The 17,041-nt window shown below is 58.2% G+C and carries 20 protein-coding genes; 9 read left to right on the top strand and 11 right to left on the bottom strand.

Annotated elements, in window-relative coordinates; all coding sequences use genetic code 11:
* Positions 1 to 385: 385 nt before the first annotated feature.
* The 4 genes from HY308_08530 (at position 386) to HY308_08515 (ending at position 4,833) form a co-directional block, all read left to right on the top strand.
* Positions 386 to 697 (top strand): zinc ribbon domain-containing protein, encoded by a 312-nt coding sequence (locus HY308_08530; protein MBI3898329.1) that lies wholly within the window; start codon positions 386 to 388, stop codon positions 695 to 697.
* A complete protein-coding gene (locus HY308_08525) occupies positions 694 to 1,317 on the top strand; it encodes a DUF502 domain-containing protein (protein MBI3898328.1) in 624 nt (207 codons plus the stop codon). Before HY308_08530 ends, HY308_08525 begins: the two co-directional genes overlap by 4 nt.
* A 54-nt stretch (positions 1,318 to 1,371) precedes the next feature.
* Positions 1,372 to 3,159: an aspartate--tRNA ligase gene (aspS, locus tag HY308_08520; GenBank protein ID MBI3898327.1), complete on the top strand. Its 1,788-nt coding sequence runs from the start codon at positions 1,372 to 1,374 to the stop codon at positions 3,157 to 3,159.
* A gap of 714 nt (positions 3,160 to 3,873) precedes the next feature.
* Positions 3,874 to 4,833, top strand: a complete 960-nt coding sequence (locus HY308_08515) for a DMT family transporter (protein ID MBI3898326.1) — start codon at positions 3,874 to 3,876, stop codon at positions 4,831 to 4,833.
* Here HY308_08515 and HY308_08510 read toward each other — a convergent pair.
* A complete protein-coding gene (locus HY308_08510) occupies positions 4,830 to 5,525 on the bottom strand; it encodes a YafY family transcriptional regulator (GenBank protein MBI3898325.1) in 696 nt (231 codons plus the stop codon). The two genes, HY308_08515 and HY308_08510, sit on opposite strands and share 4 nt — an antisense overlap.
* 166 nt (positions 5,526 to 5,691) lie before the next feature.
* Here HY308_08510 and HY308_08505 point away from each other — a divergent pair, with 166 nt between their 5' ends.
* Positions 5,692 to 6,243 (top strand): hypothetical protein, encoded by a 552-nt coding sequence (locus HY308_08505; GenBank protein MBI3898324.1) that lies wholly within the window; start codon positions 5,692 to 5,694, stop codon positions 6,241 to 6,243.
* Here HY308_08505 and HY308_08500 read toward each other — a convergent pair.
* Both HY308_08500 and HY308_08495 read right to left on the bottom strand, forming a co-directional pair.
* Positions 6,234 to 6,653, bottom strand: coding sequence for a hypothetical protein (locus HY308_08500; protein MBI3898323.1), 420 nt, complete (start codon positions 6,651 to 6,653; stop codon positions 6,234 to 6,236). The two genes, HY308_08505 and HY308_08500, sit on opposite strands and share 10 nt — an antisense overlap.
* 164 nt (positions 6,654 to 6,817) lie before the next feature.
* The gene (locus HY308_08495) at positions 6,818 to 7,291 is read right to left on the bottom strand and encodes a tetratricopeptide repeat protein (protein MBI3898322.1); all 474 of its coding nucleotides are present in this window, start codon (positions 7,289 to 7,291) and stop codon (positions 6,818 to 6,820) included.
* A 280-nt stretch (positions 7,292 to 7,571) separates the two neighbouring features.
* Here HY308_08495 and HY308_08490 point away from each other — a divergent pair, with 280 nt between their 5' ends.
* Entirely contained in the window at positions 7,572 to 8,924 is a 1,353-nt protein-coding gene (locus tag HY308_08490; protein ID MBI3898321.1) for a DUF1835 domain-containing protein, read from the top strand.
* Positions 8,925 to 8,968: 44 nt separating this feature from the next.
* On the opposite strand, the gene HY308_08485 is transcribed toward HY308_08490, so the two are convergent.
* Positions 8,969 to 9,739 carry an SDR family oxidoreductase gene (locus HY308_08485; GenBank protein ID MBI3898320.1) on the bottom strand — a complete coding sequence of 257 codons (771 nt, stop codon included), beginning with the start codon at positions 9,737 to 9,739 and terminating at the stop codon, positions 8,969 to 8,971.
* 157 nt (positions 9,740 to 9,896) lie between these two features.
* On the opposite strand from HY308_08485, the gene HY308_08480 reads away from it, so the two are divergent.
* Positions 9,897 to 10,808 (top strand): AraC family transcriptional regulator, encoded by a 912-nt coding sequence (locus tag HY308_08480; GenBank protein ID MBI3898319.1) that lies wholly within the window; start codon positions 9,897 to 9,899, stop codon positions 10,806 to 10,808.
* 37 nt (positions 10,809 to 10,845) lie between these two features.
* On the opposite strand, the gene HY308_08475 is transcribed toward HY308_08480, so the two are convergent.
* The 3 genes from HY308_08475 to HY308_08465 form a co-directional block, all read right to left on the bottom strand.
* Positions 10,846 to 11,313 (bottom strand): DNA starvation/stationary phase protection protein, encoded by a 468-nt coding sequence (locus tag HY308_08475; GenBank protein ID MBI3898318.1) that lies wholly within the window; start codon positions 11,311 to 11,313, stop codon positions 10,846 to 10,848.
* A gap of 33 nt (positions 11,314 to 11,346) precedes the next feature.
* Entirely contained in the window at positions 11,347 to 11,883 is a 537-nt protein-coding gene (locus HY308_08470) for a carboxymuconolactone decarboxylase family protein (GenBank protein MBI3898317.1), read from the bottom strand.
* A gap of 78 nt (positions 11,884 to 11,961) precedes the next feature.
* On the bottom strand, positions 11,962 to 12,501 hold the full coding sequence (locus HY308_08465) for a peroxiredoxin (GenBank protein MBI3898316.1): 540 nt from the start codon (positions 12,499 to 12,501) through the stop codon (positions 11,962 to 11,964).
* A gap of 118 nt (positions 12,502 to 12,619) precedes the next feature.
* Here HY308_08465 and HY308_08460 point away from each other — a divergent pair, with 118 nt between their 5' ends.
* Positions 12,620 to 13,561 (top strand): LysR family transcriptional regulator, encoded by a 942-nt coding sequence (locus HY308_08460; GenBank protein MBI3898315.1) that lies wholly within the window; start codon positions 12,620 to 12,622, stop codon positions 13,559 to 13,561.
* A gap of 45 nt (positions 13,562 to 13,606) precedes the next feature.
* Entirely contained in the window at positions 13,607 to 14,059 is a 453-nt protein-coding gene (locus HY308_08455; GenBank protein MBI3898314.1) for a hypothetical protein, read from the top strand.
* On the opposite strand, the gene HY308_08450 is transcribed toward HY308_08455, so the two are convergent.
* From HY308_08450 to HY308_08435, 4 genes are all read right to left on the bottom strand, one after another.
* Complete coding sequence (locus HY308_08450; protein MBI3898313.1) at positions 14,056 to 14,532, bottom strand: SRPBCC family protein; 477 nt, start codon at positions 14,530 to 14,532, stop codon at positions 14,056 to 14,058. The genes HY308_08455 and HY308_08450 overlap by 4 nt on opposite strands.
* 100 nt (positions 14,533 to 14,632) lie before the next feature.
* Entirely contained in the window at positions 14,633 to 15,544 is a 912-nt protein-coding gene (locus HY308_08445) for an alpha/beta hydrolase (protein ID MBI3898312.1), read from the bottom strand.
* A gap of 84 nt (positions 15,545 to 15,628) precedes the next feature.
* A complete protein-coding gene (gene ilvE / locus HY308_08440) occupies positions 15,629 to 16,549 on the bottom strand; it encodes a branched-chain-amino-acid transaminase (protein MBI3898311.1) in 921 nt (306 codons plus the stop codon).
* Position 16,550: 1 nt separating this feature from the next.
* Positions 16,551 to 16,934 carry a DUF1127 domain-containing protein gene (locus HY308_08435; GenBank protein MBI3898310.1) on the bottom strand — a complete coding sequence of 128 codons (384 nt, stop codon included), beginning with the start codon at positions 16,932 to 16,934 and terminating at the stop codon, positions 16,551 to 16,553.
* Positions 16,935 to 17,041 lie beyond the last annotated feature (107 nt).

Raw genomic sequence — 17,041 nt, 5'->3', positions numbered from 1 at the left:
TATTGCACTCCTAAGTGGCAGTTGGAAAAGGTGCATTAACCTAGCAGTAATTTACCGAAAAAAATAGCGTCTTTTAAGGTGTATGCCTCGTTTTACAAGAGCGGCTACGAGTCGTCCGACCGGTTGCTAGGGTGCCGATCGAAGGGTGCTCGAACGAAACTAATTCGCGGAATTAAAAAAAATTTCTCCCGGATGGGCTCCCTGTTAGAACACGGACGGAGGTGTGGTGTGATGCCGGTCCAGGAACCGACCGACGTATATTTGGCGACGACGGTCGCCGACGATTTTAGGCGATATACACTAGTTTTATACGGGAACCGCTATAATGCGCGCTGCTTTGGGCTCGACGAGCCCAATCCCAGAAGCTTTCGGGAGTACCAAATTTATGCCGATCTATGAGTACAAATGTGCCGACTGTGGCCACCAACTCGAGTCCATCCAAAAGATTAGTGATGAACCGCTGACGGATTGCCCCGAGTGTGGCAAGCCGGCGCTGAAGCGGTTGCTATCGGCCGCTGGATTTCAATTGAAGGGCAGCGGTTGGTACGCGACCGATTTCAAGAATAGTGGTAAGAGCGGTAAGAAGGAACAGAAGGCCGACAAGAAAAAAGACGAATCGTCTTCTTCATCCTCGAGCGAGGGCGGCAGTAGCGCCCCGGAGAAGAAGGCATGCGGCGGTGGCGGCGAGTCCCCTTGATGCAGGCGCTGCGGCGGTATCTGATCGCCGGCCTGCTAATTTGGGTGCCATTGGGGGTTACACTCCTCATCATTAAGTTGCTGGTCGACACGATGGACCAGACGTTGCTGCTGTTGCCGGAGCATCTACGGCCAGCGGCGTTGCTCGGGGTTCACATCCCCGGGCTGGGTATCGTGTTGGCAGCATTCGTTATCATCGGCACTGGCGTGATCGTTGCCAATCTGTTCGGCAAGCAGATGCTCGATTGGGGCGAGACCCTGTTGGGTCGCATTCCGCTGGTGCGTACTATTTACGGGTCGGTGAAGAAGCTGACCGAGACGCTGTTCAGCGGCAGCGGCAAGTCGTTTCGCAAGGTGGTGTTGGTCGAATATCCGCGTAAGGGCATGTGGAGCTTCGCGTTCCAAACCGGTCCCGGCGTTCAGGAGTTGGAACGCTTGACCGGCAAACAGATGGTGAACGTGTTCATTCCGACCACGCCTAACCCCACCTCCGGTTTTGTATTGGTAGTACCGCTCGAGGAAGTCATCGAGCTCGACATGTCGGTAGACGAAGGCTTAAAACTGATCCTGTCGATCGGTGTGGTCACGCCGGATAATAAGCGCGCCGACGCCATCGTTTAATCGTTTAGGCGCCTTTCCTTTCAACGTATTTTATCATTGTCATTACATTTACCCATGCGCACTCATTTTTGTGGAGAAATCGACCAGTCGCTCATCGGCCAACAAGTGGCTCTGTGTGGTTGGACCCATCGTCGTCGCGATCACGGTGGCGTGATTTTTATCGACCTACGTGATCGTACCGGTTTGGTCCAGTCGGTATTCAATCCCGAAAATGCGCCGGTATTCGCCAGCGCCGAAGGCGTGCGTAGCGAGTACGTATTGCGGGTCGTGGGTACGGTGCGCAAGCGGCCGGCCGGCACCGAAAATACGAATTTGCGCACCGGTCAGATCGAAGTGGCGGTGAGCTCGATCGAGATCCTCAATCGCTCCGAGGCGTTGCCGTTCCAGCTCGATGAAACCGATGTCGGCGAGCAAGTGCGGTTGCGTTATCGCTACCTCGATCTGCGGCGCGAGTTCATGCAAAAGAACTTGCTGCTGCGCGCCAAGGTTGTGCGCACGTTGCGCCAGTATCTGGAAGCGCGCGACTTCACGGAAATGGAAACGCCGATGCTCACCAAGTCCACGCCCGAAGGCGCGCGCGACTATTTGGTACCGTCGCGCACGCATCCCGGCCATTTCTTCGCGTTGCCGCAGTCGCCGCAATTGTTCAAACAGATTCTGATGATGGCCGGCTTCGAGCGTTACTATCAGTTCGCGCGTTGCTTCCGCGATGAAGACTTGCGCGCCGATCGCCAGCCGGAATTCACCCAGCTCGATATCGAGACGTCGTTCCTCGACGAGCAGGGCGTGACTGAGTTGATGGAAGAGATGATTCGACAGCTCTTCAAGAGTGCATTGGGCGTCGAGTTACCGAAGCCGTTTCTGCGGTTGCCGTATGCCGAGGCGATGCGGCGCTTTGCTTCCGACAAGCCCGACCTGCGCATTCCATTGGAGCTGGTCGACGTCGCCGATCTCGTCAAAGGTTGTGACTTCAAAGTCTTTGCCGGTCCGGCGAATTCACCGACCGGTCGCGTGGCGGCGTTGCGCCTACCGAAAGGCGGCGAGTTGCCGCGTAGTCAGATCGACGGCTATACCGCCTTCGTCGCTCAATACGGCGCGAAGGGGTTGGCGTATATCAAGGTCAACGAAATTGCCAAGGGTCGCGATGGTCTGCAATCGCCGATCATCAAGTTTCTGTCGGATGACGCCGTCGCCGGTATTCTGCAGCGCACCGCCGCCGCCAACGGCGATCTTATTTTCTTCGGCGCCGATACCGCCAAGGTGGTGAACGATGCGCTCGGCGCGTTGCGCTTGAAGCTCGGTCAAGATCTCGGCCTGGTCGAGGCCGGTTGGCGGCCGTTGTGGGTCGTCGATTTCCCGATGTTCGAGTACGACGCCGATGCCAAGCGCTGGGTGGCGTTGCACCATCCATTCACCGCGCCGAAGGCTGACGACGAAGCGCTGCTCGAGCAAAATCCCGGTGCCATGATCGCGCGTGCTTATGACATGGTGCTGAACGGTTCGGAGATCGGTGGCGGGTCTATTCGTATTCACCGCACCGATCTGCAAGAGCGCGTGTTCGCCGCGCTCGGTATCGGCTCGGAAGAGGCGCATGCCAAGTTCGGCTTCTTGCTCGAGGCGCTCAAGTTCGGCGCGCCGCCGCATGGCGGTATCGCTTTCGGTATCGATCGCATCGTTGCGCTGATGGCGGGCGTCGAATCGATTCGCGATGTGATTGCGTTCCCGAAGACGCAGAAGGCGTCATGCTTGATGACGTCGGCGCCGAGTGTGGTCGACGATGTGCAGTTGCGTGAGTTGCATATTCGGACGCGGTTGCCGGTGGGGGACAAGCCGGCGTCGTAGATGAATCGCCCCGTAGGGGCGATGCTGGTCGATGTAATAAATTCCAATCAGCGGGATGCTCCGCCCCGCAGCCCAGGGTGACTTTTCTTTGCTTGTGCAAAGAAAAGGAACCAAAAGAAAGCACCCCCCGGGGTGGCGCAAAACCTTCCTGCGCTTCTCACTTTTGGCGGCTAACTATGTCTGGCACAACACATCCCTGTGTTGAGCCAGACGCGCGCCTCCTGCGCGCTCGAGGCCAAAAGCTCCGATGCTCGGAATGCGCCACACGGGGATTAACAGCAACGGCAACGGCAACCGCAACTACAACTACAACGGCAAAAGCCCATTTCACTCACCCCCCACCCTAACCCTCCCCGCTAGGGCGGGGGAGGGAATGCGCTTTACGTAAGTGCGCCGAGAACTTGCATATTCATGGCCGCTGGTTGCGATGAAGCCGTTGTTGGTGCTATCAAGGCGAGTACGACTAAAGGCAATGCAGTTGTAACGAACCGAGCGGCGAAATGCTTGACACCCTCAATGGCGCCGGGCACAGTGCGGTCATGTTGCCCGATTATTCCGCATTTATTAATTCCTCGTGGCTGTGGCTGAAAATTCTTCGGCCGCGGCTGTCTGTGCTGATTTAGTTTTTCAACCATCAACCAGAGCAACCGCGGATCTCGCGCGGTGCACTGTGTTGCCGATGTTCGGGATCCGCCTACAAAACCGGAGGATTCCGTGACATCACCTGACCGACATCGAACAACTTCGCGTGACATTACCCTGGGCGTAGCGCTGGCAGCGTTTGCGGCCGTCGGTTTCTCGGCCAAGGGTATATTGGCCAAGCTGATTTATGCGCACGATCCGGCGATCGATGCCATTACCGTCATCAGCCTGCGCATGTTGTTCTCATTGCCGCTGTTCGTGGTGATCGCTTGGTATGTCGGCCGTGGGCAGCGGGCGATGACGTTGACCGGCGGCGAATGGATTCGAGTCATCGTGCTTGGCATGCTCGGTTACTACGTTGCTTCATTCCTCGATTTTTGGGGCTTGCGGTATTTGTCGGCAAGCTTGGAGCGGTTGGTGTTGTATCTCTATCCGACCATGGTGGTGCTGTTATCGGCGCTGCTCGAGCGCCGGCCGATACGGGGTGCCGATGTCGGTGCGTTGGTGCTGAGCTATGCCGGCATCGGTGTTGCCGTCGGCGGTGAAGTGACGCTCGCGAGCCGTCATCTCCTGCTAGGAACGGCATTGGTATTAGCCAGCGCGGCTACCTTCGCCGTATTTATGGTACGCAGTGGCCGATTGATCGTGCGCCTTGGTTCGTTGCGTTATACCGCGTACGCAATGATCGCCGCTTGCGGTGCAACATTGGCGCATTTTGCTGTGGCGCATGACGTCGCCGTGCTGATGCATGTCGATGCGTACGTGTACGGAGTGCTGGCGACGATGGCGTTGTTCTCGACAGTATTGCCGGTGTTTTTTATGACCGCTGGAATTCGGCGGTTGGGCGCCGCGCGTACGTCAATCGTCGGTGCTGTCGGCCCGATCGCTGCTTTAGTGTTCGCGCATTGGTTGCTCGACGAGGCGTTAACGCTGTTGCAGCTTATCGGTGCGGTGTTAGTACTGAGTGGGGTGGTGGTGTCGAGCATGAAGCGCGACGAGCGCGTAAAGTTGCCGAAGGAAGTGGCGACCTAAGGTTGGGCGTATTGCGGTGTGCCGACGGTTTCAAAAAAATCGTTCAAGCGTTTGCCCACTTCCGGCGCAAAGCGTTGATCTTCGGCCTGGAGGTTCTGAATGCGATCGATGCGAAAGTTGCGGAAGTCATTACGTAACTCGCACCAGGCGATCAGCGACCACACCTTGCCCCAGTAACACAGGCCGAGCGGCCGTATTTTACGGGTACTGGTTTTTTGTTCGACGTCGAGGTAGTCCATACGCAGCAGGCGCTGATCGGCAATGGCGCGGCGGAGCTCGTCGAGCCGTTGCAATGTGCTTGGGTCGAAGTGGAAATCGGGGACGAACAGCGGTGTATGCTCGAGCGTTCGCTGCATTGTCGCTGGTAGCGCGGCGGCGATGCGTGCCAATGCATCGCGCGCTGAATCGCCGAGCGCACCACCGACCCAGGCTTCGACCATGCGCGCGCCGAACACCAGCGCTTCGATTTCCGGATGGGTAAACATCAGCGGCGGCATATCGAAGCCACGCTTCAGCGTATAACCGACGCCGGCTTCACCCAAGATCGGTACCCCCGAGAGCGATAAGTCCTGGATGTCGCGATAGATCGTACGTTCGGACACCTCCAGCCATTCGGCCAATTGCCGTGCCGTCGCCAACCGCCGGCCACGGAGGTAGGTCACGATTTGAAACAGGCGGTCAGCGCGACGCATAGCACCGTCGAGCATTGCATGGCCGTCGCCTCGAGGCAAAGGTGATATCTCGCCGAGGCGCCCGTTAGACCGGCCATATAGACGTCCTCGCAAACATACTTACCGACTATTGCTTCCGGCGCCGTTACCGGGCGATGCTAACGCCGACAACACAAGGAGGAAGGGAATGAACTTTCTGGTAATGAGCTGGGCGGTATTTGCGGTCGGCGCAGGTATGCTGCTGTTCTTCGTGTTCAAGCGCATTCAAGGCGCGACCGCCCCGCAGATTACGGCGATGTTGTTCCCGCCGATCATTTTGATGTTGGCGGCACTGTTTGCGCCCAATCTCACGGCTTTAAAAGTCAGCGCCGAAGGTTTTCAGTTCGATCTCGGCGTCGCCAAGGCGGCGGCGGCCGAAGCGGTCGAGAAAGAACCGGCGATCGCCGAGGCGGTTACCGCCAAGAAAGGGCAGGAGGCGGTCACTAGTGCACGCGAGCAGATAATGGCGGCCAAGAATTGGGAAGACCTGCGACAGGTCATGCCGTTCGAGCGCAAGGACGGCACCATCGTGTTTTATCCTAGAGCCGATGTGCCGGTGGAAGTGAAGCCGATAGAGAACGGAGCGGTCGGCGATCGTTTTTCGGTCAACATCAAAGCCACCGATCCAAACTGGCGCCGTCGGTTGACCGCGAAATCGGCGGCACGACAACCGGCATCGGCAACGCCGAGTTATCCGTAAAACCCGCAACCGATGTAAATCGACAAGCCGATGTAGGCGATCAGGACTGCCGCAAACCAAAAACCAGCGGAAGCGCGCAGCGCTCGCCGGTTCCAAAAACGAATTCGCCGGCAACGACGGGCTAGTGCCGGATCCAGCGCCCGTGGTCGGCGGGCGCACCAGACCAGCCATGTCGCCACGGCGAGTAGTGCGCCGGAACTGATGAAGGCGGCGTTCTTGTCGATACGCGAAGGTTTGAGTAGCGGCAACGTCGATGACAGCGACGTAGCTTGGGTGGAGAATCCGAGCATATCGAGCAATGTCGGCAGGGCGTAAGCAAACATAGCAAGTGCCGACGCGCCGAGGCTGAACCAGCTCAGCACAGCCGCGCGCAGTTGCGGGCGTAACGCCATATATATGTCTGGGTGCACGCGCATCGCTCCTTAATTAATAACAACTAACCCGAATCTATGGGCGGTCAAGCCGATTACTGCGAATGCTTCCATTCCGAGGTCTAGGTGACGGTTTTGCGACGCGGTGGAGGTGGGAAAGTCTCTCCCCGCCGAACGGGGAGAGGTCAAGGTGGGCGCAACAATTACGGCCTGTTCTTGTACTCCGCAATCTTTTCTTTCAGCTCGGAATATTCGTTGCATGGAAAGAAGCAAAGTTTATCCAGCGCCGCCAGTTGCTCCTCCGCCTTTGCCACGTTGCCAACCATTAAATAGGCTTCGCCGACGTATTCGTGCGCGCCGCGGTGTTTGGGATTAAGCGCCAATGCGCGATCGTAGTGTTTGAAGGCGGCATCCATATTTTTACGGTTGCGTTCGCTATACCCGAGCAGGTTGTGGATGTCGGCATTCTTTTCGTCTTTGGCGACGGCGGTATTGAGCAGCGTTACGGCCTTGTCCCAATCTTTGACTTGGATCGCTTTCAAGGCATTGGCGTAATCCGGGTCGGACGGCTGCGCGTCATATTTTCCTTCGCCGCTGGAAGCTGTCGCCAGTATCGGTGCGAGCAACGTAAGTCCCATGGCCAGGGCAACAACGGTAGAGCGAGTAACGATAGACATAAATCCTCCAGGTTGGGTTTCAGTGAGTGACAACCGAACATACGAAGTACCGTGGCAAAAGGATTCAACTTAATGTCCGCAGAAGACTAAGGGGAGCGCCGCCATCGGTTGAGCGCAAACCGCAACGATTGCCTTGTGGGTGCGGCCCGGTTTATTCTGTACGCCACGCTGGTTTGTCAGCGTCCCGCCCGCGGGAAGGGCTGCGCCCAACAAACGTCGCTGCAATCGAACGATTTCCTTGCATCCTGAAGAGCGGGCTCGGGATCCTCAAGGAGGTCGTATGTTGTTCAATCTTGCCGCGCTGCGCGAGCAGCGCACGTCGTTATCCCAGTTTTTCTATGAATTTGCCGCGGACGATCCGCGGCGGTTGGATCATCTTTCGCTCGAGCAACAGAAGAAACGCGCTAAGGAATTGCTGCGCCAGCTGCATGCCGGCGATCCGCCGGCGCTGGTACGCGCCGCCGGCGTATTAGGAGCGCAAGCCAACGCCGAGCGTGCTCGATTGAGCGACGCGCAGCTCGTCATCGCCCGCGAGCATGGTTTCAGCCAATGGACCGGATTCAAGGCGCACATCGAACAAACGCAGATCGCGCGCGCGGCGGTAGCAACCGGTACGCCAACCTCGCTCGATGACGAGCGCACGCTCCACATTCGTTGCGGCAGCGATATCACGCACGCGCTGGCGATCGGCGGGTTCTCCGGCGACTTTCTCGCTTTTCCGGATCCCTATATCGAAGGACCGGTACCGAAGACGGAATCGCGCGAGGTATTCGTGCGCGTTCGATCGCAGTATTTGGCGGAATTCGCCAGCGAGTCCGCGGAGTATTTCTTCGATCGTATTAATGCCGACTTCACCGTACTCGATCGGGCGAAGGAGTATTCGTTTGTGAACTTGTGGTTCGAGCACGACTCGTACGATCAACTCATCCTCGCGCGGCTGCTCGATTATTTCAGCGAGATCGATCGCCGGCCGCCGCGGCTGCGGCTTATCAGCGTTACGCATTTTCCCGGCGTCAGAATATTCAACGGTATCGGTCAGCTGCCGCCGGAAGCCCTGCGCGTGCTTTGGGATCAGTTCACCGACGTCACCGATGCCCAGTTCGAGTTGGGACGCCGCGCCTGGGACGCCATCACATCGCCGACGCCGGAGCTGTTGGCGGCGCTGATCAACACCGGCACGCCGGCACTACCGACCATGGCCAAGGCGCTCGTTCGTCATCTTCGGCAATTGCCCTCGGTTGAAAACGGTTTGAACTTGACCGAACAATTGACGCTGCAAATAGTGGCCGACAAGGGCGCGATGAACGCCGCCCGCTTGTTCGGTTGGTACTGCAATCACTATGAGCCACTGCCGTTCATGGGCGATACGAGTTACTGGCGAGTGATTTCCGGTTTGGCCAAAGCACCGCAGCCGGCGTTGATCATCGACGAGCAGGGCGACGGGCCGAAAAATTGGCAAGTGGAATTGACGCCGCTGGCACAAGATCTCTTGCATCATCGCGCCGATTGGCTCGCGCTCAATCCGGTGCAGTGCTGGGTCGGTGGTATCAAGATAGATCCGCGCGAACCGGCGCACTGGCGCTGCGATGCGGTCGGCAATGTGGTACGGCGAGTTGCTGGTAGTCGCCAGTAATGCCACATGCCGAATACAACAGATCTATTGGGAACTTTTACCGATTAAAAATTTACCCGCCCAGTAAACGCCCCGTCGACCACTAAGTTAGCGCCGGTCGTAAACGACGATGCCGGGCTCGCCAAGAATACGGCAGCATCGGCGATCTCTTGCGCCGTGCCCATGCGTCCGGTCGGATTCTGCGCGAAGTATTTCGCGTACATGTCCGGCATATAACGCTCGACGTTGTGCCAAAAACCTTCTTTGAAGTAAATCGTCCCCGGTGAAATCACGTTGGCGCGGATATGTTTTGCCGCTTGGCGGCGGGCGACGCCTTTAGCGTAATGAACCAGCGCCGCCTTCAACGCGCCATAGGCCGACTCATGTTCGGCATAGCTGGCCGCCGCCGAGGAAATGATCACGATCGCGGCATCGCCCGATGCGCTGGCGGCACGTTCGAGGAACGGTGTCGCCGCCTCGACCGACCGTACCGTGCCCATGAGATCGACGTCGATGCTGCCCTGCCAATCTTGTTCGCTATTCAATACCCCGAACGCGGTGGCGTTGGCCACCAGGATGTCGATACCACCGAGCGCCTCGCCGGCGCTGGTGATCCAGCCCGTCAGTGCGGCACCGTCGGCGACGTCGATAACGCCGCCGACGGCGTCAACACCTGTGCGTTTCAGCGCGGCCACCGTTTCGCCGACTTGATTCGGATCGCGCGCGCAGATGCCGACGCTCGCGCCTTCGGCCGCCAGTGTTTCGGCAATGGCGCGGCCGATGCCGCGGGTCGCGCCGGTGACGATTGCCTTCTTGCCCTTGAGCTTGAGATTCATGGTTTATCCTTTTTTGAGTTGCAATTTAATTTGCTCCGCGGCACGCTCACTGAAAGCCGTTGTCGCGCACGCCAACGACAATAGAAATAAGCGCGAGCACACACAATGACGCACCGTCCATGTTTATGGTCTATCCGTCCACAGAGCTGAAACGTGCATGGATCCACTGACCGATCTCTTTACCGCTTTGCGCGTCGAGTCCGCTGGCTACGCGCGTGTCGAAGCGAGCGCGCCTTGGGGCTTGAGTTTCATTGCGTTTCAGCATGCGAAGTTTGGTTTGGTATTGCAGGGAAGTTGTTGGCTGGCGGTGGATGGTGTGGCGCAGCCGGTGCAGTTGGTGCAAGGCGATTGCTATTTGTTGACGCGCGGTAACGCTTTCACTTTGCGCGATCAACCGCGTACACGCACCCGTCGCTTTGGCGACGTGCTACGGCAGAACACCGGCGAGGTAGTTCGCTGCGGCGGCGGTGGTGCGCCGACGGTAATTATCGGTGGCCGTTTTATTCTGGAAGGCCCAAGCAGCAAATCGGTGACGAGCTTGCTGCCGCCGTTGATTCACATCCGCGCGAGCGAGCGCCGTACGCGCGCCTTGGCAACGACGCTGCAATTTTTAGAAATAGAGGCGCGGGCACCGACACTCGGATCGAAGCTGGTGATCAACCGCTTGGCGGATATTCTGTTCGTGCAAGCGATTCGAGCGTATGTCGAGTCCGATGAGCGTGAGGATAGCGGTTGGCTCGGCGCCTTGGCCGATCACCACATCGGTGCGGCGCTGCGGCTGTTGCACGAACAAACCGAGCAGCCGTGGACCATGGAGTCGCTGGCTGCCGCCGTCGGCATGTCGCGCTCGGCGTTCGCCTTGCGCTTCAAGCAATGGGTCGGCGAAGCACCGATCGAATACTTAACGCGTTGGCGTATGTATAAAGCGGGGCGGTTGTTGCACGAGAGCGATATGAAACTCGCCCGCGTAGCGAACGCGGTGGGTTATGACTCCGAGGGTGCGTTCAATAAAGCGTTCAAGCGGGTGTTAGGAGTGACGCCAGGCGAATATCGGCGCAACAGCAATTAACAAATTCCCCGCTCCCGCACGGGAGCGGGGACCTTCGTTATCCTAATAAACTGCGCAACATCCACGCCGTTTTTTCGTGCACTTGCATGCGCTGCGTCAACAAATCCGCCGTCGGTTCATCGCTGACTCGATCTACCGCCGGGAACAGCGAGCGCGCGGTCCGCACTACCGCCTCTTGGCCTTCGACCAACTTGCGAATCATCGTGTCCGCGTTCGGTACGCCGGTTTCTTCCTTGATTGAGCTTAGCCGCGCGAACTCACCGTAGGTCCCGGGCGCCGGGAAGCCGAGAGCGCGAATGCGTTCGGCGATTTGATCCACCGCCAGTGCCAACTCGGTGTACTGCTTTTCGAACATGAGGTGCAATGTTTCGAACATCGGACCGGTCACGTTCCAGTGAAAGTTGTGCGTCTTCAAGTAAAGCGTGTACGTATCCGCCAGTAACTTACCGAGGCCGTCGGCGATTTGGCGACGGTCGTTTTCATTGATGCCGATGTTGATATCCATTACTGCCTCCTTCCCACTCGGGAGATCACTCGATTAGCCGGCTAATGTGCCGAGGCCCTTCACGGTCGCCGCTAAGCGCGCCAGGTCGTGAATTTTGTCGGCGCTGACGCCGGCGTTGCGCAACACTTGCTCGTGCGAGCGGATGCAATTTTCGCAGCCGTTCAACACCGATACGGCGAATGCCAGCATTTCAAAACGTTCCTTGCCGAGTACCGGCTTCGACAACGACGTCATGCGCAGGCCGGCGGTGCGGTAGTCGTCGTCCTTGCCGAGCATATGGCGGAAGCGGTAGTACGTGTTGAGCATCGCCATGATGGCGGCGCTTTCGGCCGCTTCCTGTATCTGCTCCGGCGTCAGTTCGAGTTGCCGCAATTGCTCGCGGGCGAAGCCGATGAGCAACGCGTCTTGTACCGAGCTGGCGGTGGCGAGCAGTGCCAGCAACACCTCTTCGCGTGTCAACGCGCCTTCTTCGAGGAGGCGTTTAAGGTTCAGCTTTAGATCGCGCGCGATCGTGGTTTGCGATGCGGGTAGCACCGTGTCTAAGTCGTAACTTTGCGTGGCCGTTTCCATTTTCGCTCCGTTTGAACCCACCCCCACCCTTTCCCCTCCCCCTGAGGGGGAGGGGAAGTTGGAAGAAAAGAATTTTTATTAAGCGACCTTCAACGTGTCTTGCCCTTTCTGCCAATTGCACGGGCACAGCTCGTCGGTCTGTAGCGCATCCAGCGTGCGCAATACTTCTTTAACGTTGCGGCCGACACTCAGATCGTTGACGCTAACCCAGCGGATCACGCCGTCCGGATCGACGATGTAGGTCGCACGCAACGGGATCTTGTCGGTCGGGTGCAGCACGCCGAGCGCCTCGCTCAATTCCTTTTTGTTGTCGGCCAACATCGGGTAGCCCAGCGACTTCAGGTCCGGATGGTGTTGCCGCCATGCCAAATGGACGTATTGGCTATCGGTACTGACGCCATAAACTTCGGTATCGCGTTCGCGGAATGCCTTCAGTTCTTTGTTGAATTCGGCGATTTCGGTCGGGCAAACGAAAGTGAAATCCAGCGGCCAGAAGAACACGACCGCCCACTTGCCGGCGAGATCGGCACTGCCGATGGTTTTGAATTCCTTGCCGCTCTCGATCGAGACGCAGGCCGGCACCGAGAACTCGGGAAACTTCGCTCCAACTCCAAGAATACGTGACATCGATAAGCTCCTTACTGACTGAGGTTGATTAGCATTGACGCCTGAATCATGGGCTACGGCGCTTGATTAATCCAAGTGATTAAAGCTATAAGATTGATAGGAACTGCTTATGAATATCGCCGGACTCAATTTACGGGATTTAACCTACGTCGTTGCGGTAGCGCAGCACGGTCACTTTGGTAAAGCGGCCAAAGCTTGTTACGTCAGCCAGCCGGCGCTGAGCAGTCAGATCAAGAAGATCGAGGAGCTGCTCGGCGTGACGATCTTCGAGCGCAGCAATCGCAGCGTCGCCGTCAGCGATGTCGGCCATGCGATCGTGCAACAGGCGCGCATCGTGCTTGAAGAAGCGGAGAAGATTTTCAGTCTCGCTAAGACGACGACCGAGCCGTTGGCCGGTCCGCTTCGGCTCGGTGCCATTGCCACGCTCGGGCCGTATCTTATGCCGTACCTGCTTAGCCCATTGCGCCAGGCGTTTCCGCAGTTGGAGCTAATTTTGAAGGAGGGGCTGACTGATGGGCTACTGGCGCAGCTGCGCGCCGGCAACCTCGATGCCATGCTGGCGGCGCGCACGTTCGACGAAGACGGGCTGACGGTCATCCCGTTGTTCAAAGAGCCGTTTCTGTTAACCGCACCGAAGAATCATCCATTGGCCGGCAAGAACCCGCTGACCGTGCACGACCTGCGCGCTGCCGATATGGTTCTGCTTGAGGATGGTCATTGTTTACGCGATGAAACACTCGCGTTTTGTCCGGCAAATAGTCGCGGACATATTAAGGAATTCCATGCGACTAGCTTGGAAACGCTGCGCCATTTGGTCGCGTCTGGCGCCGGCTATACGCTCATGCCGATGCTGGCGGTGAACCAGGATGAACGTCTCAAGGGATTGGTGCGTTATCGTCGGCTCGGCGGTAAAGAGGCCGGCCGTACGATCGTGCTCGTTTGCCGCGAACGCTTTTCGCGCAAACGCGATGTGTTGGCGCTGGCCGATTTCATCCGCCGGCATCTACCGAAAACGTCGATCGAAAAATTGACGGTGACCGCGGCTTCGTGAGTTTGCGCTACACTGCCAGCCGCGAATTAAGGAAGGGAGTAACGCGTGAGCCAAAAAAAGCGCAATCCATTTCTTGTGATCGGCGGCGTGTTGAGCCTGATCGGCAGCCTGCTCCATATCGGCATCATCGTCGGCGGTCCCGCTTGGTATCGCTTCTTCGGTGCCGGCGAGCAGTTGATTGCGCTTGCCGAGGAAGGCTCGGCGATTCCTAATATCGTTACCTTTGCGATCGCCCTCTTGTTATTCGTTTGGGCGTTGTACGCTTTTTCCGGCGCCGGTTTGATTCGTCGGTTACCGTTGCTCCGAACGGCGTTGGTCGGCATCGCGTTTATCTATCTGTTGCGCGGCTTGGCGATTATTCCGGCATGGTTCGCGACAGCGGATGATGCCGACCCGTTCTTGCTATGGAGTTCGTTGATCTGTCTGGTTTACGGGTTGTGCTACGCCATCGGCGCTAAGCAAGTATGGTGCGAGCGCGCGCTGATCGGGCGTTGTTAGCGTGCGCCGCTAGCACGACGACTTCGAAGATAATTCCGCAAACCTTCCTCGCCCGCCGCCATTACGCCATTGTGGTTCCAAACGTAGAGCGGTCGCAGCAACGGCGCCAATGCCTTCATCCACGCTTTATCCGCCTTCACCCGCCATTCGTAGCGCACTAGCGTGCTGCCTTCTACCGTGCGCAGTTGCCAGCGCCCGGTTCCGTCGAGATCACCGTTGGCATGGCCTTCGATCAAGAACGGTCGTTGTAGCTGGGTAGTGCGCATGTCAAAGCTAACGCGATACGGCAGACGCGTTGCCCAAACGAAACGTTGAATCGAACCGATGCCGTCGGTATCGCCGGCTTCAATTTGTTGTACTTGCTTAACATAACGCCACCAGCTCGGCCATTTACCGACGTCGTGCAGCGCGTCCCAGACGACATTGATCGGGGCAGGGACGAGCCAGCGGGTGAGCAGTTCGAATTGCGTCATCGGCGCGATCCCTCCGAGTGGGTGGTTGCGTCAGTCTATACGCAACCGAGCCAGCCGTTGGATGCGGCGCCCGCCGGGCGGCGGGCGCCGTTGGCGCCAGTTATTTTTTAGCGTTGTCGACCAACTGTCGAGCAATTTGCCCGAGCGTCTGATTGAACGCTGTCGGCTTTTCCTGCGCTGGGAAGTGGCCGGCGCCGGCAATCAACACCACGCTCTCATGCAACGGCTTGTTCTCGCCCTTGGGATCGCCGTTAATATTGCGCAGGCGGCCGTCGATGTTTAGGAACGCCATGTTGGCGTCCTGTACGTACCAGTCGAACATCTTGCGCATGGCACTCAGCGCTACGGCTTTGTCGGCCGCGCCGGCATTTTTGGCGATGCGATCGACCAATGCCGGATCGGCGCCCGGCGCGAAGATCGAGCGCATGAGTTTGTCGGCGTTGGCGGGGAAATTTTCTTCCAGCGGCTGAATAAATTTAGCCGCCATTTCGTTCGACGCCTGCTTTTCCTTAGGAAAGCTAAAAGCCGTATAGAACGTATCGATACCGACCACGCCGATCACTCGATCGCCGAGTCGCTTGGCGGCTTCCAACGCCACCGGCCCGCCCATGGAGTGACCAACCAGGATCACGTGCTTGAGATCGAGCTTATCGACGACGGCGGCGACGTCGGCGCCGAAGGCTGGAATGCTGTAGGTCTTGCGTTGTTTGCCGGATTCGCCGTGACCGGCGAGATCGACGCGCACGACTTTATAGTTCGGCGCGAAGTACGGCACCTGCGCATCCCAGAAACTACGATTGCAGGTCCAGCAGTGCACGAATACCAGCGCCGTGTCACCCTGGCCGGCGACGTCGTATTTGATCGTGGTGCCATCGATTGAGGCGACGCTATCAGCCGCCGCAATTGGCGCGGTGAGTGCGCTCGTTGTGGTCGTCGTCGGTGTCGTTTGGCAGGCAGCGACCAGTAGTGTCACTACGGCAACGGTACCAATCCAGGAACGATGAAGTGGCATGGGCAAAATCCTTTTAATTAGTTGGTGAGCGCGCTGACTATAACATTAGTGCCGCGAGCCGACGCGCTGGTTCTTGGGGTTCGGTTAGGCGGTTTCCTGCTCGACCAATTTTTTGAAAGCGGCGCCGATTTGCTCGTACACCGGTCCCGGGCATGCCCGCAACGGTCGTGCGTCGATTTCGCGCACCGGTATCAATTCGGCGGCCGTACCGGTAAGAAAACATTCGTCGGCGGTGTAGAGATCGTACGGCGTGAGCGACGTGGCGCGCGCCGGCAGCCCAAGACTTGGTGCAAGTTTGAGCACAGCATCGCGGGTCACGCCGTCGAGTGCACCGTCGCTCACCGGCGGTGTCAGCAGCTCGCCGGCGCGGACGATGAAGACGTTGTCGACCGAGCCTTCGGTTACGCGACCGGCGGCGTTCAGCAAGATCGCCTCGTCGGCGGCGGCATTCACCGCTTCCAGGCGCGCGAGCACATGGTTGAGGTAGTTAAGTGATTTGACGCGTGGATCGAGGCCGTCGGCCGGTAAGCGCCGGGTAGCGGCGATGATGACGCGTGCGCCTTGTTCGCGAACGCGCTCCGGAACGACGGAGATGTCGTCGGCGACGATGAACACGTTAGGCCGAGCGCACGAGCTCGGATCGATGCCGAGCTTGCCGACACCGCGGGTGACAACTAGGCGCAAATAACCGTCGGCACGGCCGAAAGCGGCGATCGTTGTTTGTACCGCCTGCGTGAACGCCGCGAGGTCGTACGGCAACGTCAAACGAATAGCGGCGGCCGATGCCGCCAGCCGCGCCAAATGAATGTCCAGGCGAAACGCCCGGCCATGATAAAAACGAATACCCTCGAATACGCCATCACCGTACAACAGACCGTGATCGAGCACGGGAATTTTCGCGTCGGCCAGCGGCATAATGTCGCCGTTCAGCCAACACACCGGTCCTTGGGCCGGGGCATTTTGCCCCGGCGTTGTTGTCTGACGTTGTTGCGTTAATGGACCCATATTACGAGTGGTTCGCGGTCACCCGCATCCACGGTTTACGCTCCGCTTGCTGCGCGTAATTACGCGCTTCTAGCACCAAGCGCGCTTCTTCCGGCGCTCGCCAATACCGCGGCCGGCGGCTGATGTCGTCGGCAATGGTGCCGTTGGCAATGGCGTTGAAGTCGGCCGGCGAGATGCCGATGTCGCGCAGCTCGCGATCGCTTAGAGTAGCGAGCTCTTCATAGACGCTTTGCCGTTGCAAATAAGTGGCGACGCTGTTGAAGCTTTGGCGGACGAACCGGCTAATAGCGCGCGTCAGTGTTTGCGGCGCCGCCGGCCCGTTGGGCCGAACCGGCCACACACGCAGCTTCTGGGTATCACGGATTCGTTGTTGTCCAGTCGTCATAGCAGTACTCCTTTTCTCTCTCTTTTCTCGTTGATTGACGCTACGAAGCCTATCCCGGATACTTCGACCAGTACAGATTCAGAATACGTTAAATTGAGGCGTAACAG

The organism is Gammaproteobacteria bacterium, assembly GCA_016199745.1.
Taxonomy (GTDB): Bacteria; Pseudomonadota; Gammaproteobacteria; order Acidiferrobacterales; family Sulfurifustaceae; genus JACQFZ01.
This window is presented reverse-complemented; position numbering and strand designations above follow the sequence as displayed.